This window comes from Chromobacterium sp. Rain0013 (assembly GCF_015291765.1).
In the GTDB taxonomy this organism is placed as follows: domain Bacteria; phylum Pseudomonadota; class Gammaproteobacteria; order Burkholderiales; family Chromobacteriaceae; genus Chromobacterium; species Chromobacterium haemolyticum.
Genome location: NZ_CP031514.1, coordinates 3619971 through 3642954 on the forward strand (window position 1 = coordinate 3619971; position 22984 = coordinate 3642954).

A 22984-nucleotide genomic window follows, 5' to 3' on the forward strand; every position below is an offset into this window, starting at 1 on the left:
CCTAAAACACAAGTTCCGCCGCCGCAGCCTTGTCCTCAACTGCGCGTGGTTTGCTGCGCCAATGTCGCCGCCACGTCCACCAGCTTGCGCGCGTAGCGCGGATCAGTGGCGTAACCGCCGGATTGCAGCGCATGCGCGAAACCATACATGTTCCGTCCCTGGTTCAACGCGCTCTTGTAGCGAGGCGAATCCTTCAGCAGACGGGCATAGTCGCTGAAAGCCTCGGCGTAAGAACCGTAGGCTCGGAATTTTTCCACTCGCTTCTGCGCAACCCCGCCTTCGTATTCGGTAGTCATCACGCTAACCGTGCGCCCCTGCCAATCCCCGCTGGCCTTGATGCCGAACAGGTTATGGCTATTACTGCCGTCCGGGTGGCGGATCGCCCGCTTGCCCCAGCCGCTTTCCAGCGCCGCATGCGCAACCACGGCTTCAGGCGCCACGCCCAACTGCGCCGCGGCCGTTCGGGCGTGCGGCAACATCTCGGCGGCGAAATCGCGGCCGCCGCCCTTGCCGGCCGCTTCGGCCTTGGCCTGAACCGCCGGGGCCGTCAAGGTCAGCGCCGCGCCTGCGATCTGCTGCGCTTCCTGGTAAGCCTGCAAGGCCTTGGCGCCGCTGGCCGGACGCGCGGCCAGTTGCGGGCCGGGAGCGGCGTAAATCGTGTGCGTGCTTTTGTCGTCCGGATCGAAATTCGACTGTTTGGCGATCTGGCGATACAGCATGTCGCCCAAGCCCAAACCGCCATTGGAACTCAAGGCCTGAGTCAGTTGCTGGTCGTACAAGCCCTGGTAGGTGCTCAAGCCGTTGGACTCGCCTTCCGGGTCAAACTTGGTCTCGCGCATGTTCTTGAGCAAGGTATTCATCAATAAGGCCTCGAACTGAGACGCAACTTGCCGGGCCGCGCCCTTCGGGTCCTTGATCGCCTGTGCCCGCAGTTCATTCAGCTGGCTCGGATCCACAGCCAACTGCCGGTTTAGCAAATCGTTGGCGCTCATGGCGCCCGCATTGATGGACTGAATCGTCATTTCTCGCTCCTGGAATTCATCCAAAAGCAAAATTCGGGCCAGAAAAAAAAGACGGCCGCTTGGCCGTCTTTTTCCTTCACTCCCAAAGCTCAGATGATCTGCAAGTCCGCTTTCAGCGCGCCGGCGGACTTCATCGCCTGCAAAATGGAAATCAGATCTTGAGCATTCGCCCCCAGCGCGTTCAGCGCCGCCACCACTCGCGACAGATTGGCGCCGTTGGGCACGTTGATCAGCTTGCTTCCTGGGGTATTGATGCTGATGTCCGTCTGATTGGTCACCGTGGTCTTGCCTCCGGACAGCGGGTTGGGCTGGCTCACTTGCGGCGTGTTGCTGACGGTCACGGTCAGGTTGCCGTGCGACACCGCGCACGGCGCCAAGGTCACCGCCTGATTCATCACGATGGAGCCGGTACGGGCGTTGATAATGACGGTGGGGGAAACATCTGCCGGGTCGACGGCAATATTTTCCATCTTGGCCAGAAACTGCACGCGCTGGTCCGGATCGAACGGCGCGCGCACTTCGATCAGCCGGCCATCCACCGCTCGCGCAGTGCCCTGCCCAAACGATTTGTTGATGGCCTGCACCACACGGTTGGCGGTAGTGAAGTCGGACTCGCGCAACTCCAGATTGATGAACTCGCCGGAGCCCAGCGCAGTGGGCACTTCGCGCTCCACTGTGGCGCCAGCCGGAATGCGGCCCACGCTAAGCTGATTTATCTGGGCAGAGCTGCCGCCCGCCGAGGCACCGGCGCCGCCGACAACCACGTTGCCCTGCGCCATCGCGTAGATCTGACCGTCCGCGCCTTTTAGCGGCGACAGCAACAAGGTGCCGCCGCGCAGGCTTTTGGCATCGCCGATCGACGAAGCCGTCACGTCTATCGCCTGCCCCTGCCGCGCAAACGGCGGCAAGGTCGCAGTCAGCGTGACCGCGGCGACGTTCTTGGGATCGAGCTTGGTGCCAGGGGGCACTTGCACGCCCAACTGGTTCAGCATATTGGACATCGCCTGACCGGTAAACGGCGACGAGGTGACCTTGTCGCCGCTGCCATCCAGGCCCACCACCAGGCCATAGCCTATCAGTTGGTTGGGACGCACCCCGCCGACATTGGTCAGATCCTTCAAACGTTGCGCCGCCAAGGCCGGGAACAACGCCAGCGCCAACAACATCCCTAACATCAATCGCTTCATTTTCCGCCCGCTTTCAGCCCGCCGCGCCCGCCAAGCGGCCGCGCCCGGCCGGTAATCCGTTAAATCGGCAATATACTCATGAAAAACTTGGTGAGCCAGCCCGGCTCATTGTACAGCCGGTGCGTGCCCTTGGTCTGCTGTTCGATGCGGGCGTCCGCCACCTTGAGCGAAGACACGCTGCGATCCGCGCTGATATCGCGCGGGTTGACCACGCCGGACAGGCGGATCGACTCGGTATCGCTGTTCACGCGCACGACTTTCTCGCCGCTGATCGACAGATTGCCGTTGGGCAACACCTCCAACACCGTGACAGTGATGGAGCTGACAAAGGAGGTAGCCACCTTGTTGTCGCCCTTGCCGGTATTGTTGGCCGAGCCCGTGCCGCCAAAATTGGCGCCGGCCAAGCCACCGGCGGCGCCGCTGGGCAGGAAGGGAATCTTGATCCCGGCGTTGATGCTGCTGTTCAGACCCGAAGTGCGGGTATTGGTTGTCTGCTCCGATGCCGACGTGGACGAGTTTTCCTGGATGTTCACCGTCAAGGTGTCGCCGACATAAGCGGGCATCCGGTCCTGAAACAACGGCCTGTAGCTGGCCACCTGGAAAATCGACCCATTGGTGGGCATGCTGACCGGCTGCGGTTGCGGACGCGCGCTGGTGGGTTGCTGCACAAGCGGCGGCTCCTGGGTCACGCAAGCGCTTAGTAGTGCGGCCAGCATCGCCGCTATCGCCATCGCCTTCATCAAACACCTCGTCAATTCAAATCTCGATCGGCCGCCTTCCACCGGCGGCCCGCTTCCGCTTACAGCTGGCTCAGTTTCTGCAGCATCTGGTCCGCAGTGGTGATCGCCCGCGAGTTCATTTCAAACGCGCGCTGCGCAGTGATCATATTGACCAGCTCCTCGGTGACGTTAACGTTGGACGCCTCCACGAAACCAGAGCGCACCGCGCCTCGGGTATCGGTCTGCGGATCCCCATCCTGCGGATCGCCGGAGGATGCGGACTGCAAATACAGGTTGTTGCCCACGCTCTCCAGGCCCTGCGGGTTGATGAAGGTGGTGAGCTGGATGGTGCCCGCGGTTTGCGCCGCCGGGTTATTGGGCAAAAAGTACTGCACCACGCCGGCAGTGGACACCGTAATCTGGTTGGCGGTGCCGGGGATGTTGATATTGGGATTCAGCGGATAGCCGTCCGGATTCACCACGTCGCCGTTGGAGTTGCGCTTGAACTCGCCGTTTCGGGTATAAGCGGTGGTGCCGTCCGGCAGCTGGATGCGGAAGAAGCCCTCGCCGGCGATCGCCATGTCCAGCGGCTGCCCGGTCTGAGTCATATTCCCCTGGGAGTGGATGCGGGCGGTGGCTACCGCCGCCGAGCCGGTCCCCACCTGCAGACCGGTGGGCGTGGTGTTGCCGTTGGCCAACTGCGCGCCGGGCTGACGCAAGGTCTGGTAATACAAGTCCTCGAAAATGCCGCGGCTGCGCTTGAAACCCACGGTGTTGACGTTAGCCAGGTTATTGGACACCACGTCCAGTTGAAACTGGCTGGAATCCATGCCGGTCTTGGCGATGTACAGTGCGCGCATCATGGCTTGTTTACCTCGTCTCCAGAACCGCGCAGCCTCTACCGGGCCGCCGCGGCGAAATCTTGTCTTATTGGTTTAACCGTTTGTGGACAACAACTGAGCCGCCTGCTGATCGCCTTGCTGCGCGGTCTGCATCAATCGGACGTTGAGGTCGTACTGGCGGGCGTGGGAGATCATCTGCACCAGGCTTTCCACCGAATTGACGTTACTGGCCTCCAGCATTTCCGGCACCAGCTTGACGTTGGCGTCGGCTGCCGCGTTGCCGCCGCCGTTGATGCGAAACAGACCGTCCTCGCCCTTGTACACGTCCTTGGGGCCGGGGTTGACCATCTTGATCTGCCCGACCAGCTGCGGCGTGCGCACCACGCCGGACAGCGGAATCGCCATGACCGAACCATCTTCGCCCAATTGAATGCGGGAACCTGTAGGGACAACGATGGGGCCGCCGTCGCCCATGATGGGGAGGCCGGAGCGGGTGCGCATCATGCCGGTGGCGTCGAGCACATAGCCGCCGTCGCGCGTATAGGCTTCGGCGCCGTCCGGCGCCTGTACCGCGAAGAAGCCCTTGGAACCGATGGCGAAGTCGCTGGCGTTGCCCGTGTGCATCAAGCTGCCCTGGCTCAGGTCGTGGCCCACGGTGTTGTCCACCACATAGGTCCTCGTCGGCGCGCCCTCGCCCACCACCGGCAAGGCGCGGAACGCCACCACGTCGGCCTTGAAGCCGTTGGTGTGCACATTGGCCAGATTGTTGGCGGTGGTGGCTTGCTGCCACATCACGTGCTTGGCGCCGTTCATCGCCAGGTAAAGCATTCTATCCATCGCGCGCGCTCAGCTCATCAGATGTTCAGCAAGGTCTGCACCAGGGTGTCCTGGGTTTTGATGGTCTGCGCATTGGCCTGGTAATAGCGCTGCGCGGTAATCATATTGACCAGCTCCGAGGTCAGGTCGACGTTGGAATCTTCCACCGCGCCGGCCTGAATGGTGCCGGTATTGCCCGCGCCGGGCGCGTTGTAGGAGGCGATGCCGGAATCGTAAGTCTGCGCCCACAGATTATTGCCCTTGGACTGCAAACCTTGCGGATTGATGAAGTTGGCGAGAGCAACCTGACCTATGGTTTTGGTCTGCCCGTTGGTATACGTCGCCTGAATGATGCCCGAGGACGAAATATTGATGCCCTTCAGATTGCCAGGAGCGGAACCGTCGATGATAGGCGGGGTGGTCACGCCGAAGTTCTGCCCCACCTGAGTGGAACCGGTAAAGCTGAAGGCCACGGTCTGCGGCACCGCCGAACCGTTGAGCGGGTTGGGGGAAAAATTGATGTTGAACGGTCCGGGCGTGGTCAGCACGCCGGAGGTGTTGAAAGTCAGCGAGAAATTGTTGCTGTTGGGCGGCGTGTTATTGGCCGGATTGCCGTCGACATAAGCGGTCGCGGTCCAGGTTCGGCCGGTGGCGGTGGGCGCGCCGGCGACATAGTACATGGTCACCTGATGCGGATTGCCCAGCGAATCGTATACCGTATTGGTGTTCGACCAGTTATAGGAGGATGAATTGGTCGGGTCCAGCGGCGTAACGGTCGGCACCGTGCTGCGAGAATCCAGATTGACGCCGAGGGTGGCCTTGGTGGTGGCCTGCGGCGACACCAAGTTGGAGTTCAGCTGTATTTTGCTCACCGGCCCCTGAGTGATGTTGCCTGCGGCATCCGCCTGCCAGCCCTGCAGGAAGTTGCCGTTATTGACCACATACCCCTGATTGTTGATCTGGAATTGGCCATTGCGGGTATAGGACAAGGTGCCGTCCGGCTGGGCCACGGTGAAAAAGCCGCCATTGTTGATCGCCAAATCAAGGCTGCGACCGGTGGTGGTCACGTTGCCGTTGCTCATGTTCTGCGTCACCGCGGCCACCTTGACGCCAATGCCCGGCGTAGTGGTGGCGATGCCGTACAAGGTATTGCCGTACATGTCGGCAAACTCCGTGCGCGAACTCTTGAAGCCCACGGTGTTGGCGTTGGCTACGTTGTTGCCGATGGTATCCAGTTGGGTGGAGGCGGCGTTCAAGCCGCTCAAACCTTGTTGAAAGCCCATGATGTCAGTCCTTGAAGTCGAATGAGGTCAGCAGGATCAGGCGGTCATTTGCGCCACGTCGCCCAACTGGGCACGGCTGCCGTCCGGCAGCACCAGCTCGGGAATGCCCTGATCCCAGGCCACTGCGGTTACTGTCTGCGTGTTGTAGGCCACGGCCTTGGTGCTGCCGTTGGCGCTGGCTTGCGTCACGTCGGCGCTAAAGCTGTATTTGCCGGCCGGCACCACTTCGCCCTTGTCGTTCTTGCCGTCCCAGCTGAAGGTGTTGACGCCGGCCACCGGCTTGTCGATGGTCATGGTGCGGACCACATTGCCGTTGGCGTCCTTTACGCTGACTTTCACCGTCTGCGCCGGGCCGTTCAACAACACGCCGGCCGGGGTGGTACCGCCATCCGGCGGCTTGGGCAGGCTGCTGCCGGCCACCAGCACTTTTTTGCCTATCATGCTGGACGCCATCAGAGACTGTGACGCCGCCTGCGCGCCGATCAGCGCCTGCATAGACTGGTTCAGCTGCTGAATGCCGCCCACCTGGCTGATCTGCGCCATCTGGGACGTCATCTGGCTGTTGTCCATCGGATTCATCGGGTCTTGGGAACGCATCTGAGCCACGAACAGTTTCAGAAAAGTGCTCTGAATGTCGTTGGCGCTGGAGCCGACCACGCCGGAATTGCTCTTGCTGCCGTTGACGCTGCTGTTCGGGTTGGTCTGAGTCTGACTATTCAGTACGTCGTAAGGATTTGCGCTAGCCATTGCCGTTACTCCTCTCGCCTTACTGGCCCAGCTGCAGCACTTTCTGCTGCAGCGTCTTGGCCGTATTCATGATTTCGACATTGTTCTGATAGGCGCGGGAGGCGGCGATCATGTCGGCCATCTCCTCCACCGGGTTCACATTGGGCATCGTCACGTAGCCGCGCTGGTCGGCCAGCGGATTGCCCGGGTCGTACTTGAGCCGCGGCGGGGTCTGGTCTTCTACCACCGCGGTCACGCGCACGCCGGCCACCTGCGGCTGCGCGGCCGTCACCGGGATCGCGGTGAACACCGCGTGACGCCCCTTGTAGGGTTCGCCGGTGGAGCTGGTCGAACTTTCCGCGTTGGCGATATTGCTCGCCACTAGGCTGAGGCGCATCGACTGCGCCGACATCGCCGAACCGGAAATGGCAAACACATTGGACAAAGACATCAGCTATTGCCTCCCTGGCCCTGGATCGCCGAACTCAGGCCGCTGATCCGCTTGTTCAGAAAAGTCAGCGTCGACTGGAAGCGGACCGCGTTGTCGGCGAAAGCCGCGCGCTCCACGTCCATGTCCACGGTGTTGCCGTCCACGCTGGGCTGCACCGCCGCGCGGTACTGCAGGGCGGCGCCGTTGTTTCCCGCGCCGCCGGCGCCTGCAAGATGCCGGGCATCGGTCAGGTTCATCGCCAAACGACCCTGCGCATCCGTTTGCGCCTGCAAGGCCTTGCCGAAGTCGAAATCCACCGCTTTGTAGTTAGGGGTTTCGTCATTGGCGATATTGCTGGCCAGCACCTCGGTGCGATAGGCCCGCAAATTCAGCGCTCGCTGCTGAAAGTCGAAATGTTTGGCGATTTTGTCTAGCATGTCAGCCTCCTTGAGGCGACGTTAAAGCAGGAAGTGTGCCAAGCCACCGAACCCCGACAGCCCTTTGATTTTCCTGATCAATACGCCACGCCCTCGGCCACAGCGGCCCAAACGGCAACAATGAGCGGCAAGATTTGCCGCCTCCGGCCCAAGCGACAGATTTTGCTTGCCGCACCGCGCAATTCGTGCCAAACCAACATAAGAACCATTGAAGACGCGCCTGGGATCGCCGACACTTACGCATTGGCCGGCGGTCGCGGACGGCTTTGACAAAATAGAGAATACAGGCGGGGGAAGAGGCATGCTGGAAGTACAACATTTAATCATCTCGCTGGCTGAGCCTTCGCATGTGCAGGCGCAGATCATCAGCAAGGCGCTGGGGGAGATGGGCATCTCCAAAGTGGAGGTCCACCCCAACGGCGAAGCGCTGCTCAGCCGTGCGCGCGAATCGCGCCCCGACTTAGTGATCAGCGCCTATTACCTGCCGGACATGACGGGCCAGCAGTTACTGCAACAGATGCGCGAAAGCGCCGACCTCAGCGGCATGCCTTTCATTCTGGTTTCCAGCGAAACCAATCCGGAACGGCTGGAACCCATCCGCCAGGCGGGCAGCCTGGGCATCCTGCCCAAGCCCTTCACCAATGGCCAACTGGACGAGGTGCTGGCCAACGCGCTGGACTTCATCAACACCGAGAGCCTGGCCATGGAGGTGGACACGGATCTGGCCAATGTCCAGGTGTTGATCGTAGACGACAGCCATACCTCGCGCCGCCATGTGCGCGCCGTGCTGGAGCGCCTGGGCTTCGAACACTTCACCGAAGCCGCCAGCGGGACCGACGCGCTGCCGCTGCTGGAGAGCGAAAGCTTTCAGTTGATCATTGTCGACTACCACATGCCCGGCATGGATGGCTGCGAACTGGCTCGCCACATCCGACAAAACAGCACTCAGGGGCGCACCCCCATCCTGATGATCACCAGCGAGACCGATCACGACCGGCTGGCCGAAGTGGAGGCGGCTGGCGTCTCGGCCTGCTGCGACAAGCCCTTCTCCACCAACAAGCTAAGAGACACCATCCGCGAACTGCTGCAGGAATACTGAGAATCTGTTCAAAGCCCTTGCTCGCGAGACTTTGAACAGACTCTAAGCCGTCCTTTCTTACTTGGGCGCCACCCACACCAGCCGCGAATTGGCCTTGGCTTCGCCAAACGCCTGCCGCCGCCAGTAACCCTGAGTCGCGTAAGCCTGCGCGGCGTCCAGCTCGGGAATGCGGCAGAAGCTCACCTCGCTGAAGCCGGCCTTCAGCAATTGGCTGCGGCCGCGCTGCCGAGTTTTGGCGCAAGTCGGCGCGCCGGCCTGCTCCACCCATGACTCCGGCGCACCCGACTGCCAGGACAGCTCTCTCTCCAGCTTGGGCTGAGTCATCATGGCAAGGCCATTGAGCACCGCGGCCAACAAGGCTTGCCAGCGCTCCGCCACCTCCGTTATCTGCGGCGCCAGTTCGCCCGGATAGGTGACCAGCAAAGCTTCCACCGCGTCGGACTCATGCAGCCATTGCGCGGCGTCGCGCGAAAACCCTTCCTCCACCAAGGTCAGCAGCAAGGCCTTGCGCTCCGGCTGATGCGAGACGAAAGCCCCGCCGCCTCCGGGCACATGCAGAAAGAAGGCGTCGGCCGGCAAATTCAGCGTATCCGGCAATTGCGAGGGCAGCCGAGTGTGGGCCAAGGCCCGCACCAAGCAGTCGTCCAGATGGGAAATCACGCGGCCATGACGGGCGAAACAGCCCCAGGACTCCGCCAAAGCCAGTTCAGCGACGATGGTCTGCTGCCTCACTGCAAATACCTGGGCGGCGCGCTCCAGTTCGCGCTTGATCACTTCCTTCATTTCCTTGCGCGCCGCGGACGGCTGCAAGGCCTGAACATACAACTGGCTGACACGCTTGGCCCAAGGACGGGAGGCCGCATAACGCTGCACGGCATACATCATTCCCTACTCCTTTCCTGAAACAAAAAAGGGCGCATTGTAACAAAGCGCCCCCGCGTCCCCAAGCCGCGAGCCGGCCTCACCCATCGCCGCCCCTCTTGCCCGCCGGGCGGACCCGGCTTTCCGCAATGCCTGAATACAGCCACTGCCGGAAATGATTCAAGGTCATCGGCTTGCCAAAATAAAAGCCCTGTAAATACTCGAAGCCCTTCACATTCAGATAGCTTTGCTGACCCTGGGTCTCCACCCCTTTCACAATGACCTGCACCCCCATCTCGTTGGAGGATAAAAGCAGGCCATCCAGAATATTCCCTTTCAGGCTGTCCTGGCCCAAGGCCGACACGTAACCTTTCTCAACCTTCAGATAGTCAAAGCCCCAACGGCTCAGATAAGCCTTGTCGGCATAGCCGGCGCCAAAGTCGTCCAAGGCTAGCCTCACGCCCATCTGCCGTAAGCCGTTGATCACCTTTTGCGCGCCGGAAGCCTCTTGCAATGGAGCCCTCTCCGACACCTCCAGCACTAGTTGAGCCTGCTTTTCACGCAATAGATTAACTAGCGGCCGGCAATCTTCCAGCAGTTCGGGCAAAGCCAGGTGATCTGTAGAGATATTGACCCCAACCATAAAACCGGGAGGCAATACGATCTGCTTCAACTCCTCGGCCACCCTCCGCAGCATATAGCGCGTCAGCGGCACAATCATGCCGGCCTCAATCGCGGTCTGAATGAAGAGTTCAGAGCGCACATTGCCCTGCACCGGGTGCCGCCAGCGCGCCAGCACCTCCACTCCGACGCATTCGCCGCTGGCCGCGGTGACGATGGGCTGGTAATGGGCGAAAAACTCTTTTTGCCGAATCCCCTCGGATATCTCCCACCCCGTCGCCTTGCGCCCGCCGGAACCGCGGCGCGCTCCCCAAGCGACGCCGCCCCCCAAGGCTGCGGCCGCCAACAAAGCCAACCATTGAGTTTGCAGCGCCAATAAGGGCGCGGCCGCCCACTGCGGCGCCGCCAGCACGCCTATGCGCGCCGGCGCGGACGGCACCCACGCCACCTCTCCGCCCGTGTCCGCTCCCTGATCCCTCACCTCGCCGTTGGCGGCCAGCGCCCGCCCCCCGGCCAGCAAGCTCACTTTCAAACCATCACGCTCGGCCAACGCCAATTGAGCCACCAAGGGCCCTGCGTCCAACTCAATCACCCCTGCGGCATGCCCCAACCGCAACCCCGGCAACAGCTGGCCATTGCCGGCCGGCAACAAGCTCGCCCCATTCTCAAACCCTGCCGCCCCCTCCGAAACGCCGCGCCGGGAGGCACACTGCGCGCCGCCGGCGCCGCGCGCCAAGGCGAAGCGCGCCAGCGACGTGCGCTGAACCAATTCAGCCAAAGCCTGGGTTTGAGCGCGGCAATCCGGCTCCGGCGGCGGCAGCCCGTCCAATCGCGTCAGCGCGGCGAACGCGGGCGACAACTGCCAGGTCAGCTGCCCGACAACCAACTCGGCCCTCTCCCTGGCCGCCGACTGCATCCGCCACGCCGTCAACGCCAGCGCCAAGACCATCGTCAGCGCCAAGGCCAAACCGACGCAAACGGCATAGGCCGCGCCAGAGGAACTGGACATCAGCCAGGCATGCGTCCGGTCCGTGCTTGCGAATCTGTTCTTTCCACTCATTGCCAGCCCTCAACGAAGGTGTCACGCATGGCCCGTCATCGTTGAAGTGTAGTTAGAACCTCGCAAATCTCCACAAGCCAACGCCGCGCTTCCGGAGCCGAGTCCTCACCCGCCATCGCAGGCGGGCGACAGCTTTTTTGGAAAACCGTCACGGCAAGCGGCAAACAATCAAATACTTAGCCGGCATGTTTTTAAAAAACAGTTGTAAAGCTGTCCGATTTACCGTATAGTCCGGCCTCTTGTGTTTCCACCGGGCATTCCAAACCACGCCTCAGCCCGAGTGAGATTGCTTCATCGTCCCTGACCATTTCCAGGCTTCGTCCACGCTTATAATGTCGCATCAGACTGGACCGCTGTTCGCCGCTTGTCAGGTTAGTGCCGATGATTTACGGCTTAAAGGCGCCGTATAACCGACCGCCACCAACCTGGCTATTAAGTGACGCCGGCAGTAACCGGCCTGAAAGGACATCATGCATTTTTCCGATCTGGGCATCGCCCCGACCATCCTGCGCGCTCTGGAAGCCGCCGGCTATTCTTCCCCTACCGAAGTGCAGGCTCAAGCCGTGCCCGCCGCCATCGCTGGCCGCGACCTGCTGGTATCCGCCCAAACCGGTAGCGGCAAGACCGCAGCCTTCCTGCTGCCGGCGCTGACCAAGCTGTCCGAGCGCTCCACCGGCAAGGGCCAGGGCCCGCGCGTGCTGGTATTGTGCCCAACCCGCGAACTGGCTCAGCAAGTAGAAAAGAACGCGCTGGAATACGGCAAGGACCTGCGCTGGATGAAGACCGCCTGCTTGGTAGGCGGCGCATCCTTCGGCTACCAAACCCGAGCGCTGTCGCGCCCCATCGACCTGATCGTGGCTACGCCCGGCCGTCTGATGGATCACATGCGCTCCGGCCGCATCGATTTTTCGCGCCTGGAAATGCTGGTGCTGGACGAAGCCGACCGCATGTTGGACATGGGCTTCATCGAAGACATCGAGACCATTGTCAAAGCCACTCCGGACACCCGCCAGACCGTGCTGTTCTCCGCCACGCTGGACGGCACCGTAGGCCGCATGGCTGAAAAGATGACCCGCGATCCGCAGCGCATCGAAATTGCCCGCACCGAAACCTCGGGCGGCACCATCGAAGAACACCTGCTGTACGCCGACGATCTGAACCACAAGCATCGTCTGCTGGATCACATTCTGAAAGAATCCGGCTTCGACCAGTGCGTGATTTTCTCCGCCACCAAAGCCTACTCCGAAGAACTGGCCGACAAGTTGTCCGACCAGGGCTATTCCGCCGCCTGCCTGCACGGCGACATGCCGCAAAGCTGGCGCAACCGCACGCTGAACGATCTGCGTCGCGGCCGTATCAAGATCCTGGTGGCCACCGATGTGGCCGCCCGCGGCATCGACGTGCCCAGCATCACCCACGTGGTGAACTTCGACCTGCCGAAACAAGCTGAAGACTACGTGCACCGCATCGGCCGCACCGGTCGCGCTGGCCGTGACGGCACCGCCATCACTCTGGCGGAGTCCAAGGAGTTCCACAAGGTTCGCCGCATCGAGCAATACCTGAAGCGTCAAATCACCGAAGGCGTGATCGAAGGCATGGAACCGACCCGTCGCCCGCCGAAAGGCCCGCGTCGCAACACCAGCGGCAAAGGCGGCTACGGTGATCGCCGTCCGGGCAGCGGCGGCGGTCGCGGCGGCTACGGCAATCGTCGCGAAGGCGGCTACCAAGGCCAACGCCGCGAAGGCGGTTATCAGGGCAACCGCGGCCCGCGCAGCACCCAACAGCAGTAAACGCAGGCCGCCCCCGGCAACGGGGGCGCCGCAACAGAACGCCATCGGCTTGCCGATGGCGTTTCACATTTCAGCCTTCATTCGCCCGCCGGCGCAAAGCCAGGGCCAGAAACAGCCAGGCGCCATGCGGCAACCATTGTTCCGTCCAACGCCAGGATTGGCCGATATCGGTTTCTTTTGGGCTCAGAAAAGCAATACCTTCATCCGCGCCCGGCGCGGCGGTAATCCCATTGCACACCCCTCCGCAGGCATTGTAATAGCCCGGCTCATAGCGCGGATTATTACGACCCCAGCCCTGCAGCATGCAAACGTCGAAGGGATTGCGTCCCAAAATCCAGTCCAGCGCTCCCTGGGCATAAGCCCGCAGGGGCTCGCCCTCCTCTGGCGACTCCTGTTGCGCCAGGCCGCAGGCCGCCGCCGCCAGCGAGGCCAGCCGCGCATTTTCCCCCTGCCACCAGTAGCCGCTGCCATTCTGCTGCGGCATGAAAAAGCGCGCCACGCCCTCCTCGCCGTTGCGGGCCACCCATTGCCGCGGATAAGCGAAAGGGTTTCCCGCCGCCGCCGTCAGCGTCATTTCCGCCTCCATCCCGCGCCGGACCGCCCGTCGCGCATCGCTTGCCAGCGGCGACGCCGGCAATACCGCGGCGAAGCGCAGCAAGGCCAGATAAGGCAGGCCGGCTTCGACCGCGTGAAAATAGCTATGCCGCCGCTGCGCGTCCATCCAGAAACGACCAGCCTCGTCCTGCTGCGCCAACATGCGCCGCGCGCGGCGGTCGGCGGCATCGGCGAACACCGGCTCGCCGCTAGCCGCGTATAGTTCGCAGGCGGCCAACAGCGCGCAGTAATCGTCGATCAGGTTTTCACAGCCATCGTCCAGATAACGCGCGTTGTATTGCTGTAGATGGGCGAAGCCGCGCCGCGCCGCGGCCAGATAATCGCCACGGCCGAACTCCCCGTCGCGCGGCAGTTCCGCAGCGCGCGCCAGCGCGGCGATCGCCAGGCCTCCCCCCTGGCGAAAACCGGCCTGGAAGGCGCCTGATCTGACACCGCGCTGAGTGGTGAAAGCACACAGCTCGCGCTGCTCCGGCGCCTTGCTCCAGCCATCGAACAAGGTCATGTAGAAAAAGCCGGACGAGTGCTGCATGCGCAACAGAAAATCCGCTCCGTGCAAAGCCTCGTCCACCATGCGCTCGTCGAACCAGCGCGGCTGCGGCGGCAAAGCGTCGCGGCCCGCCATCAGGCACCAGGCCAGCAGCGGCGTCTGCTGAGGATTCATGAAGTTGGCGTAGGATAGATGGGACAGATATTTGGAACAGTCGCCGGAAGCGTCGAACCAACCGCCGCGCGCATCCCGCCGCGCCTCTCCGCCCCACTCCGGCGCGGTTCGATCCGCCTGGTCGTAAAGACCGGTGCAACGCTGCGACTTAAAATAATGCAACAGATCGGACAGCATCTGGCTGCCCAGGCAATCAGGCCCCACCTCGAACTCGTGACTGATCACCGGCGGCGCGCTGTCCCGTAACCACAGCCGGTAACGTCCCGGCTGCGTCCAGCCGCTGAAATCCGCCAGCCAGTAGTGCCATTCCGGCCAGCCCTCCGCCATGCCCTGCGGCCTCAAGGGAATGTCGGCCGCGATCCGTCCCTCCCCATCCAACAGGGCTAGCGTCGCAGGCCCAGCCCCGGCAGGCGCTTGCAACAAGGCCTGCTTGGGGGCTTGGGGTTCAAAACCAACATGATTCAGCAGAATCTTCATGGCGCGTCTCCCGGCTAATAAGTAAATCGTTTTGCCTTAATGACGGGCAATATTTACGCGCCGAGACGTCCAGGTCAAGCCATTGACATAAAAAGACGCCGCATCAAACCTTGAGCAGCACTTCGTACTGCGGATTGAATTCATCAAAGATGGGCAGCGCCGCCGCGCCCAGCGCCACCGTGTCGCGGCCGGCGCTCCCCAGCAGCACGCGCGGGCCGCAGCTTTGCCGGATAGACCCCGGCAGCGGATGCAGCCGTTGCTCCAGTTGCTCTAGCAAGGCTGGCGGCAGGAAACCGCCTATCACCACCGCCTCAATATCCAACAGGCTCTCCAGGATATTGATCGCCTGGCGTAGCGGCGGCGCGGCGGTGGCCAGCCAGCGTTCCATGCCGTAGCAGATCTCCGGCGTCGGCCGCTCCAGGCTGAGCGCAGCCAGCTCGGCGTCGTCGGCCAGCCCCAAGGTTTCGTACAATGCGCGCAGCGATACATAACGCTCCAGACAGCCATGGTTGCCGCAATCGCAAGGCCTTCCATCCGGCATCACGATCATGTGGCCGATCTCGCCTGCGTTGTGGCGGACGCCCGCGTACAGCCTCCCGTCCAGAAACAAGCCCGCGCCCAGCCCGGCGCCGATGAACAGATAGACGAAATTGCGCAGCGCGGCGGCGCGGCCGTACAGCCGCTCCCCGATGGCCGCGGCGGTAGCGTCCTTTTCAAGCAAGACCGGCAGATCCAGCCTGCGCTCCAGTTGCGCCGCCGCATCCACCTCTTCCCAGCCCGGCAAGGTGGTAGGGCCCACCGAACTCATGCCCTCAACGCCGAACGGACCCGGCATCACCAGTCCCAAGCCCAATACCCGCCCCCAGTCTATTCCGGAGTCCGCGCGCAACCGGCCCACCACCTCTTCGATCAAGGGCAGGGCCAGCTGCGGATCCGGCCGCTGCACCGGCGCCTCCACCCGCGCGCGGCATTGCCCGGCCAGGTCCACCGCTACCGCGATCAGCGACTGGGTATCCAACTGAATGCCCAGCGAGTAGGCGCCGTCGGGATTGATGCTCAGCGGTATCGCCGGCTGGCCGCGCGCGCCTTCGCGCATCGGCTCCCCCGCCAACAGCATGCCGCCGTCCAGCAATTCCGCCGCGATATTGGACACCGTTTGCGGCGTCAACGCGGTCAGCCGAGCCACCTCGGCGCGGGTCAGCTGCCCGTTCAGGCGTATGGTTTCTATCACCGCGCGGCGGTTGTGCGCGCGGGCGTGTTCCAGATTGGTCCCCGCCACCGTGCGCGAGTCCCGACCTGCGGGAATGGATTTCATGGAGGCAGTATGGCGACCCGGCGCAGGGCGGACAAGCGCGCCGGCAAGGCCTGTTGCATCGGCGGCGACTGCCGGGCCGTGTCGTCGACACAATTAAATAAATCAACTTGACGAAATGCCATTGTAATGATTGAATTTCCAAAAACGCCAATGGCATCGCATCGCGACAATGCAAATCACTGATGTTTCAGTGATTTGCGCCGAACGCACGCATTTGACCAAGGACAGCATCGTGACTGAAGCTTTTGAATATCGCTTGGGCGTCGATGGCGGCGGCAGCGGCACCCGCGTCTGTTTGAGCGACGCGCGCGCCCGCCCGCTGGCCCACGCGGAAGGCAGCCCCTCCGCCTTGTCGCGCGGCGTGCCGCAAGCCTGGGCCGCCGTGAACGAAGTCATCGCTCGCGCCTTCGGACAGGCCGGCCTGCCGCTGGCCCCGCCGGCGCAATGCGCGATCGGCCTTGGTCTGTCCGGCGTGCACAACGCAGGCTGGGCCGACGCCTTCCGCGCCGCCGATCCCGGCTACGCCCGCTTGCGCCTGGCCACCGATGGCTACACCACTTTGCTGGGCGCCCATGGCGGCCGCCCCGGCGTGATCGTGGCGCTGGGCACCGGCAGCATAGGCGAAGCGCTGTATCCGGGCGGCGGCCACCGCGAAGTCGGCGGCTGGGGCTACCCCAGCGGCGACGAGGCCAGCGGCGCCTGGCTGGGCCAGCGTGCCGCCCAGTACGCGCAGATGGCGCTGGACGGCCGCATGGAGCCGACGCCGCTGACGCGGGCGGTGCTGGAGCATGTGGGCGGCGACTGGCAGGCGATGATGGCCTGGAACGGCCGCGCCACCCCGACGCTCTTCGCACAGCTGGCGCCGCTGGTGGTGGCCAACGGCCGCCGGGATTCGCTGGCGGCCGAACTGCTGCGTCAGGCCGGTCGCGACGCCTGGTCCATCGCCAAGGCGCTGGACCCGGATGAAAGCTTGCCGGTGGCGCTGTGCGGCGGCCTGGGCCAAGCGCTGCGCGACTGGCTGCCGCCGGAATTCGCCGCCCGGCTCAGCCCGCCGCAGGGCGACGCCTGCGCAGGCGCGCTGCTCTTGCTGGCTGCCTGATCTCCCTCTCTCCGAAAAGGACTCCCCATGCGCCTTTCCCCGCTGCTGCTCGCCGGCTTGCTGGCCCTGGCCGGCCCGGCCCGCGCCGACAAAATCGTGGTCGAATACTGGACCGACTCGCTCAAGCCGCAATTCGACGCCTATTTCGCCGCCGCCAAGAAACAGTACGAGGCGCAAAATCCCAATGTCGAACTGCGCTGGGTGGATGTGTTCAACGAGGGCTTCGAGACCAAGCTCAACGCCGCCATCGCCGCCGGCCGGCCGCCGGCGCTGATTAACCACGACGTGCCCCGCTTGTATAAATACGCGCAGAAAGGCGCGCTCTTGCCGCTGGACAGCTCACTGACAGCGGACAAGGTCGCTTATCTGCCCAATGCGCTGGCCGACCTCAGCGTGGGCGGCAAGCTCTACGCCTACCCTTGGTACAACAACGTTAATGTGCTGGTGCTCAACGGCGAGCTGTTCCGCAAGGCCGGCCTGGATCCGGCGCGCAAGCTGGCCAGCCTGGAGCAGCAACTGGCCGCCGCCAAAGCCATCCGCGTCAAGACCGGCGTGCCCGGCCTGCTGCCCCAGTTGGGCCAGATCGACGGCATCATGCTTGGCCGCGGCTTGCCTCTGCTGCAAAACGGCAAGGCGGTCTTCAACAGCCCGGCGCATGTGGCCTTGCTGCGCCAGTACGCCGACGCTTACAAAGCCGGCGCGCTGGCCAAGGAGAACCTGTTCGCCGATGACAACTACCAGGCCAGCGTCAAGCTCTACAACAGCGGCCGGCTGGCAATGATGGAAACCGCGCCCACCGCGGTGAGGCGCACCCAGACCGACGCCCGCGCCATCTTCGAGGTCAGCCGGGTACAACCGGCGCCGCTGGGGCCCACTGGCGTGACACAGGGCGGCTACCAGTTCGGCTGGGCAGTATCCAAAGGGCTGCCTGCGTCCACTCAAGCCGAAGCGATCAAGTTCGCTCGCTTCCTCACCAGCGACGCTCAGCAGCTGGCGTTCTCCAAAGTCACCGGAGCCACCTTCCCCTCTACTCGCGCAGCGCTGCGCGACCCTTATTTCACCCAGGCCGGCGGCAGCCTGGTCGACGTCGCCCGCGCCCAGGGCGCCAAGGCTGCGCCGGACATCCGCACCTTCAGCCTGAGCGGGGTGCCGCGGCTGGCGGACCTGAAGAAAAAACTGGTGGACAGCGTGGAAGCCGCGGTCACCGGCCGCAAGGACGCCCAGCTGGCGCTGGACGAGGCGGTCGTGTTCTGGAACCGGCAGTTGAAGTAAGCGTGCGACAATGAAATCCAGCGCCCGCAACGCTTGGCTGTTCCTGGCTCCGGCTCTGTCGCTAATGGCGTTGTTCACCTTCTGGCCCTTGCTGTTCGGCGCTTACCTGGCCTTTACCCGCTATGACCTGCTGTCGCCGCCGCAGTGGGCGGGCCTGGAAAACTTCGAATTCCTGCTGCAGGACGAGGTGTTCTGGCGCGCGATGCGCAACTCCCTACTCTATCTGCTGGTGGTGCCGGCGATCCAGCTGGCCGCCATTGCGCTGGCACTGCTTGCCAACCGGCCCTTGCGCGGCATCAAGTTGTTCCGCGCCGCCGTCTACCTGCCGGTGATCACCACCGTAGCCGTGGTCGGCATCATGTGGAACTGGATGTACGCCGATTACGGCGTGCTCAACAGCGCGCTGCGCTGGCTGCGGCTTTTGACCGCGCAACAGGAGATCGGCTTTCTCAGCGATGAGGACATCGCCCTGTTCTCGGTGATGTTCGTCACCTTCTGGCGCGGGATCGGCTACTACATGGTGCTCTACCTCGCCGGCCTGCAGGCGATTCCGGCGGAGATGCAGGAAGCGGCCGTGCTGGACGGCGCCAATGCCTGGCAGCGTTTCTGGCGCATCACGCTGCCGATGCTAAGGCCCACCATCTTGTTCTGCAGCCTGATTTCCACGCTGGACGCATTGAAAGCCTTCGAAGAAGTGTTGGTGATGACGCGCGGCGGCCCGCTGAACTCCACCTACACCGTGTTGTATTACATGTTCCATCAAGGCTTCGATCAGTTGGACTTTGGCCGCGGCGCCGCCGCCGGCTTACTGCTGACCGGCGTGTGCTTATTGCTGGCCGGCCTCAACTTCCGCCTGCTGCGCCCCGCCCACCGCTAGCTTTCAGGACACTCACCATGACCGCAGCCTCAAGCCTACTCGCCCGCCCCGCCCGGCAAGCCCGCGCGCGCGCGCTCCGGCGCTTGCCGGACTACCTGTTGCTGCTAGCGCTGGCCTGCGCCGCCTGTTATCCGTTTGGGTGGACGCTGATGATCGCGTTGGGCAACGGCGAACAGGTGTTCGACTTCCCTCCGCGCTGGCCGGAGCCCTTGTCGCTGACCCACTTCCGCGAAGTATGGGATCAGATCCCGATGGGACGGTTTTTATGGAACTCCGCTTTGATCTCCGGCCTCTCCACTGCCGGCACGCTGCTGGTTTCAAGCTGCGCGGGCTTCGCACTGGCGCAGCTGCGCTTTCGCGGCCGGCAATGGGTGTTTTACGCCATCATCGCCACCTTGCTGCTGCCCAGCGAAACCAATGTGCTCAGCAATTACGTGACCCTGTCCTGGCTGGGGCTGGACGACAGCCGCGTCGGAGTAGCGCTTCCAACATTGGCCGGGGCTTTCGGGATTTTTCTGATGAAGCACGCCTTCGAGGAAATTCCCGAAGAAATCATTGCCGCCGCGCGCATGGACGGCGCCGGCGACTGGCAACTGTTCTGGCGCATATGCCTGCCGCTGAGCCGGCCCTATCTGGCCACCTTGGCCATCTTCACCCTGGTATGGTCCTGGAACAGCTATGTCTGGCCCAGCGTGGTGCTGAAGACCCCTGACCTCTACCCGCTGTCCGTGGGCGTGCAGTACTTGAAAGGCGCTTTCGCCACCTCCACGCGGATGGTGGCCGCCGGCGCGGCGCTGACCATCGCGCCGGTATTGCTGGTATTTCTATTTTGTCAGCGCTATTTCATGCGCGGCATGGACGGCGCGGTCAAATAACGCCGCCCGGCCGCGGCGCTCAAGCTCCGCACAGCTCTGCCAAGCGCTGCGGCTCCGCCACCAGGAAATTGCCCTCGCCCTGCAATTGGACGATGCGCGCGTCGCGACGTCGCTCCCAGGCGTTCACCGGGTACTGGCGCGCCCAGGCGCACATGAGTTGCTGGTCCTGCCGGCTCATGCGCAGCTGATAGCGCGCATGCATGTAAAGCGTGATGCGCGCCGCCACGCCGCGCACTTCTTCACGCGGCTGGAAGCGTTTGTTGCCGAAATCCGTTACCGATTGGCATTGACCGTACATCGTCGTCGGCTTGCGACTCCACGCGCCGTAGGCGAAGTTGGCTCGATCGCCGTTGACCTCGCCCACCGCCGGCACCAGATTGTTCAAATCGCCTTCCGCCATGCGGAAGACAGGATCGCTGGCCGCACAGTTCTTGCGGCCGCCTTGCTGCCAGCATTGACGCTGATGGCCCAGGTTCCAGGCCGGCACCACGTGCTCCCACTCGATGCGGCTGGCGCGGGTTTCCGATTTTCGCGGCACATAGCCGCAGGAGGCCCAATCCACCGCCTTGCCGCGGTAGTCGCAGCCGCAATAGAAATCCTGCTCCATGCCGGCAAACACCCGCGGCAATACTTTCTTGGCGTTGGAAAAATCACGGTGTCCTACTTGCTTGACGCCGCTCACCAACTGCGCGGCCTGTACCCGGCCCGGCGCGCCCGTGTCGGCGGCTGGCCGCGTCACCTGTTCCAGCTGGCGCACCACGGCCGCTCCGGCCTTGGCCAGGATTTTGACTTCCGCTGATTGACTGATTTTGGAAAATTCGGCCGCATCGCAAGCGGCCAGCAACAAAATAACGGGGAGGAGGATGGGATAACGCATGGCGGGCAGTGTAAGTACCCGCCGTGTTCACGACAATAAGATCCAAAAAATATTACAAATGATAATCCATATAAATTTCAACAAAAACAACAACGTCATTAACCGGGACGCAAGGGCTGCCGGTGCAGCCGGACGATGGCCTCGCCGGTAGGCGCGGCCATCATATCGCGCAGCGTATACTGGTCCAGCGTCCGGAAAAACGCCGCCAAGGCTTCGTCCAGCGCGCCCTTGAGTCTACAGCCTTGCCGAAGCGCGCACGGCGGATCCGCACAATCTATCAACTGCGACAGCCCTTCCAGCTCGCGCACCACCTCGCCCACCCGGTACTGCTCCGGCGCGCGCGCCAGCGCCAGGCCGCCGCCCTTGCCGCGGCAGGTCTGCAGCCAGCCCTGCTGCGCCATGAAATGGACAACTTTGACCAAGTGGTTGCGCGACACCTCGAAACGGGCGGCGATTTCCGGAATGGTGGCCAACTGCCCCTCTTCCTGCCAGGTCAGATACATCAGCACGCGGAGGCCGAGGTCGGTAAAACGGGTCAATTGCATGGTCTTAAAACCTGTTCCAAGCCTAGCGATCAAGCACGAGACAAGGCAAAAATGACTGAAGACGCGAAGTGTACACATGGTACACGAGCATTCTGAAACTGTTTTAAACGTCGTATCGTCGACGCGCAGCAGACATTGAACAGGTTCTGAAGCGGAGCCCGGCGGCAAGCGCCGCCGGCTCAATGGCTTAAGCGCCGACGGCGTTGGAGCCGAACACTTCGAAATGAATCCGCTCCACCGCCACGCCCAGGTCCAACAAGCTGGAGCGCTGCGCCAGCATGAAGCCCACCGGGCCGCACAGATAGTAGTCAGCATCCGGCAACAGCGTCATTTCACGCAGTTGGTTCAGCTGTAGACGGCCTTGTTGCTGATAGTCCCGGCCCAGTTTGTCCTCCGCGCGCGGCGCTTCATAGCAAACATGGGCGCGCAGCTGCGCGTGGCGTTCCTGCATCTGCCGCAAACCGTTGCGCATCGCATGCACGCCGCCGTGGCGAGCCGCGTGCAAGTAGCGGATTTCCCGGCGGCTGCCGGTTTTCAGCAGGTGCCACAGCATGGACAACATCGGCGTCTGGCCGACGCCCGCGCTGATCAGCACCACCGGACCGCTACGCTCTTCATGCAGGAAAAAATCGCCCTGCGGCGCGCTCAGTTCCAGAATGTCGCCCTCCCGCTTTTCCGCATGCAACAGATTGGACACTCGTCCCGCTGGCTTGCCGTCACCGCCCGCTTCTCGTTTGACCGAAATCCGCAGATGTTCGCGATTGGGCGCGTCAGACAGGCTGTACTGGCGCGGCTGAGCCAGCCCCCATTCCGCAACAAAGCACTTGACCGAAACATACTGACCGGGACGGAAACCCGGCACCGCGCCGCCGTCGGCCGGCACCAGATAGAAGGATGTGATTTCCTCGCTCTCGTCCACCTTGCGCGCAATGCGGAACGGCCGCCAGCCGGCCCAGCCGCCCTCGGTGTTGGCGGCGGCAAGATACAGCTCGCGCTCCTCGGCGATCAAGATATCCGCCAGTTGGCCGTAAGCGGCGGCCCAGGCGTCTATCAACTCAGGCGTTGCCGCCTCGCCCAGCACCTCCTGGATGGAGGCCAGCAAATGCTTGCCGACGATGGGGTAGTGCTCGGCCCGAATGCCCAGGCTGACATGTTTGTGCGCCACTCGGGTCAGCACAGGCGCCAACGGCGATGGGTCGTCGATGTGCTGGGCGTAGGCCAATACCGCCATCGCCAGCGCCTGCTGCTGTTGACCGGAATGCTGATGCCCTTGATTGAAGATGTTTTTCAACTCCGGATTGTAAGTGAACATGCGGCGATAGAAATGGCTGGTCAAAGCCAGGCCGTGTTGCTGCAACGCCGGAACAGTGGCTTTGACAAGGGCGCGGATTTCGGGATTCAGCATGGAAGACCCCTAAAGATGTTTTTTACATACATTTTAAAGCGGGTAAAAAATGCCGGTTGATCCCCGGTCTCCT

22 protein-coding genes are annotated in these 22984 nt (G+C 62.9%); 6 read left to right on the plus strand and 16 right to left on the minus strand.

Annotation, left to right across the window (positions count from 1 at the left end; genetic code table 11):
- Positions 1-35: 35 nt before the first annotated feature.
- The 9 genes from flgJ to flgB all read right to left on the minus strand — a co-directional run bounded on the left by flgJ (position 36) and on the right by flgB (position 7462).
- A complete protein-coding gene (gene flgJ / locus DXT74_RS16655; RefSeq protein ID WP_231138202.1) occupies positions 36-1022 on the minus strand; it encodes a flagellar assembly peptidoglycan hydrolase FlgJ in 987 nt (328 codons plus the stop codon).
- 89 nt (positions 1023-1111) lie between these two features.
- Positions 1112-2197 (minus strand): flagellar basal body P-ring protein FlgI, encoded by a 1086-nt coding sequence (locus DXT74_RS16660; protein ID WP_231138203.1) that lies wholly within the window; start codon positions 2195-2197, stop codon positions 1112-1114.
- Between the two features lie 71 nt (positions 2198-2268).
- Positions 2269-2949: a flagellar basal body L-ring protein FlgH gene (locus tag DXT74_RS16665; protein ID WP_019100835.1), complete on the minus strand. Its 681-nt coding sequence runs from the start codon at positions 2947-2949 to the stop codon at positions 2269-2271.
- A 59-nt stretch (positions 2950-3008) separates the two neighbouring features.
- Positions 3009-3791: a flagellar basal-body rod protein FlgG gene (gene flgG, locus DXT74_RS16670; RefSeq protein ID WP_043593001.1), complete on the minus strand. Its 783-nt coding sequence runs from the start codon at positions 3789-3791 to the stop codon at positions 3009-3011.
- 72 nt (positions 3792-3863) lie between these two features.
- Positions 3864-4607 carry a flagellar basal body rod protein FlgF gene (locus DXT74_RS16675; RefSeq protein WP_039754246.1) on the minus strand — a complete coding sequence of 248 codons (744 nt, stop codon included), beginning with the start codon at positions 4605-4607 and terminating at the stop codon, positions 3864-3866.
- 17 nt (positions 4608-4624) lie between these two features.
- Positions 4625-5869: a flagellar hook protein FlgE gene (gene flgE, locus DXT74_RS16680; RefSeq protein WP_043631129.1), complete on the minus strand. Its 1245-nt coding sequence runs from the start codon at positions 5867-5869 to the stop codon at positions 4625-4627.
- 36 nt (positions 5870-5905) lie between these two features.
- On the minus strand, positions 5906-6616 hold the full coding sequence (locus DXT74_RS16685; RefSeq protein ID WP_019102823.1) for a flagellar hook assembly protein FlgD: 711 nt from the start codon (positions 6614-6616) through the stop codon (positions 5906-5908).
- A gap of 19 nt (positions 6617-6635) precedes the next feature.
- Entirely contained in the window at positions 6636-7046 is a 411-nt protein-coding gene (flgC, locus tag DXT74_RS16690) for a flagellar basal body rod protein FlgC (RefSeq protein WP_043631128.1), read from the minus strand.
- Complete coding sequence (gene flgB / locus DXT74_RS16695) at positions 7046-7462, minus strand: flagellar basal body rod protein FlgB (protein ID WP_043631126.1); 417 nt, start codon at positions 7460-7462, stop codon at positions 7046-7048. The genes flgC and flgB overlap by 1 nt, the downstream gene beginning before the upstream one ends.
- 301 nt (positions 7463-7763) lie before the next feature.
- Between flgB and DXT74_RS16700 the strand changes: the two genes are divergently transcribed.
- Positions 7764-8561, plus strand: coding sequence for a response regulator (locus DXT74_RS16700; RefSeq protein ID WP_043631123.1), 798 nt, complete (start codon positions 7764-7766; stop codon positions 8559-8561).
- Between the two features lie 57 nt (positions 8562-8618).
- Here DXT74_RS16700 and DXT74_RS16705 read toward each other — a convergent pair whose 3' ends face one another.
- Positions 8619-9446 carry a hypothetical protein gene (locus tag DXT74_RS16705; RefSeq protein ID WP_194426520.1) on the minus strand — a complete coding sequence of 276 codons (828 nt, stop codon included), beginning with the start codon at positions 9444-9446 and terminating at the stop codon, positions 8619-8621.
- A 76-nt stretch (positions 9447-9522) separates the two neighbouring features.
- On the minus strand, positions 9523-11052 hold the full coding sequence (locus tag DXT74_RS16710) for an EAL domain-containing protein (RefSeq protein ID WP_231138204.1): 1530 nt from the start codon (positions 11050-11052) through the stop codon (positions 9523-9525).
- A 521-nt stretch (positions 11053-11573) separates the two neighbouring features.
- Between DXT74_RS16710 and DXT74_RS16715 the strand changes: the two genes are divergently transcribed.
- The gene (locus DXT74_RS16715; RefSeq protein ID WP_194426521.1) at positions 11574-12893 is read left to right on the plus strand and encodes a DEAD/DEAH box helicase; all 1320 of its coding nucleotides are present in this window, start codon (positions 11574-11576) and stop codon (positions 12891-12893) included.
- A gap of 70 nt (positions 12894-12963) precedes the next feature.
- Here DXT74_RS16715 and DXT74_RS16720 read toward each other — a convergent pair whose 3' ends face one another.
- Positions 12964-14646, minus strand: a complete 1683-nt coding sequence (locus DXT74_RS16720) for a glycoside hydrolase family 9 protein (RefSeq protein WP_043631114.1) — start codon at positions 14644-14646, stop codon at positions 12964-12966.
- Positions 14647-14749: 103 nt separating this feature from the next.
- Positions 14750-15961: an ROK family transcriptional regulator gene (locus DXT74_RS16725; RefSeq protein WP_194426522.1), complete on the minus strand. Its 1212-nt coding sequence runs from the start codon at positions 15959-15961 to the stop codon at positions 14750-14752.
- A gap of 232 nt (positions 15962-16193) precedes the next feature.
- On the opposite strand from DXT74_RS16725, the gene DXT74_RS16730 reads away from it, so the two are divergent.
- Genes DXT74_RS16730 through DXT74_RS16745 form a run of 4 tightly spaced genes read left to right on the plus strand, consistent with a single transcriptional unit; the run spans position 16194 to position 20084 of the window.
- A complete protein-coding gene (locus tag DXT74_RS16730) occupies positions 16194-17060 on the plus strand; it encodes a BadF/BadG/BcrA/BcrD ATPase family protein (RefSeq protein ID WP_231138205.1) in 867 nt (288 codons plus the stop codon).
- 27 nt (positions 17061-17087) lie between these two features.
- The gene (locus tag DXT74_RS16735) at positions 17088-18332 is read left to right on the plus strand and encodes an ABC transporter substrate-binding protein (RefSeq protein ID WP_194426524.1); all 1245 of its coding nucleotides are present in this window, start codon (positions 17088-17090) and stop codon (positions 18330-18332) included.
- Positions 18333-18342: 10 nt separating this feature from the next.
- Positions 18343-19209: a carbohydrate ABC transporter permease gene (locus tag DXT74_RS16740; RefSeq protein WP_194426525.1), complete on the plus strand. Its 867-nt coding sequence runs from the start codon at positions 18343-18345 to the stop codon at positions 19207-19209.
- A 17-nt stretch (positions 19210-19226) separates the two neighbouring features.
- Positions 19227-20084 carry a carbohydrate ABC transporter permease gene (locus DXT74_RS16745; protein ID WP_114155093.1) on the plus strand — a complete coding sequence of 286 codons (858 nt, stop codon included), beginning with the start codon at positions 19227-19229 and terminating at the stop codon, positions 20082-20084.
- Between the two features lie 19 nt (positions 20085-20103).
- Here the strand turns inward: DXT74_RS16745 and DXT74_RS16750 are convergent, their stop codons facing one another.
- The 3 genes from DXT74_RS16750 to hmpA form a co-directional block, all read right to left on the minus strand.
- Positions 20104-20961, minus strand: coding sequence for an endonuclease (locus tag DXT74_RS16750; protein WP_114155095.1), 858 nt, complete (start codon positions 20959-20961; stop codon positions 20104-20106).
- Between the two features lie 98 nt (positions 20962-21059).
- Positions 21060-21506: an Rrf2 family transcriptional regulator gene (locus DXT74_RS16755; RefSeq protein ID WP_194426526.1), complete on the minus strand. Its 447-nt coding sequence runs from the start codon at positions 21504-21506 to the stop codon at positions 21060-21062.
- Positions 21507-21693: 187 nt separating this feature from the next.
- Positions 21694-22911, minus strand: a complete 1218-nt coding sequence (gene hmpA / locus DXT74_RS16760; RefSeq protein WP_194426527.1) for an NO-inducible flavohemoprotein — start codon at positions 22909-22911, stop codon at positions 21694-21696.
- Positions 22912-22984 lie beyond the last annotated feature (73 nt).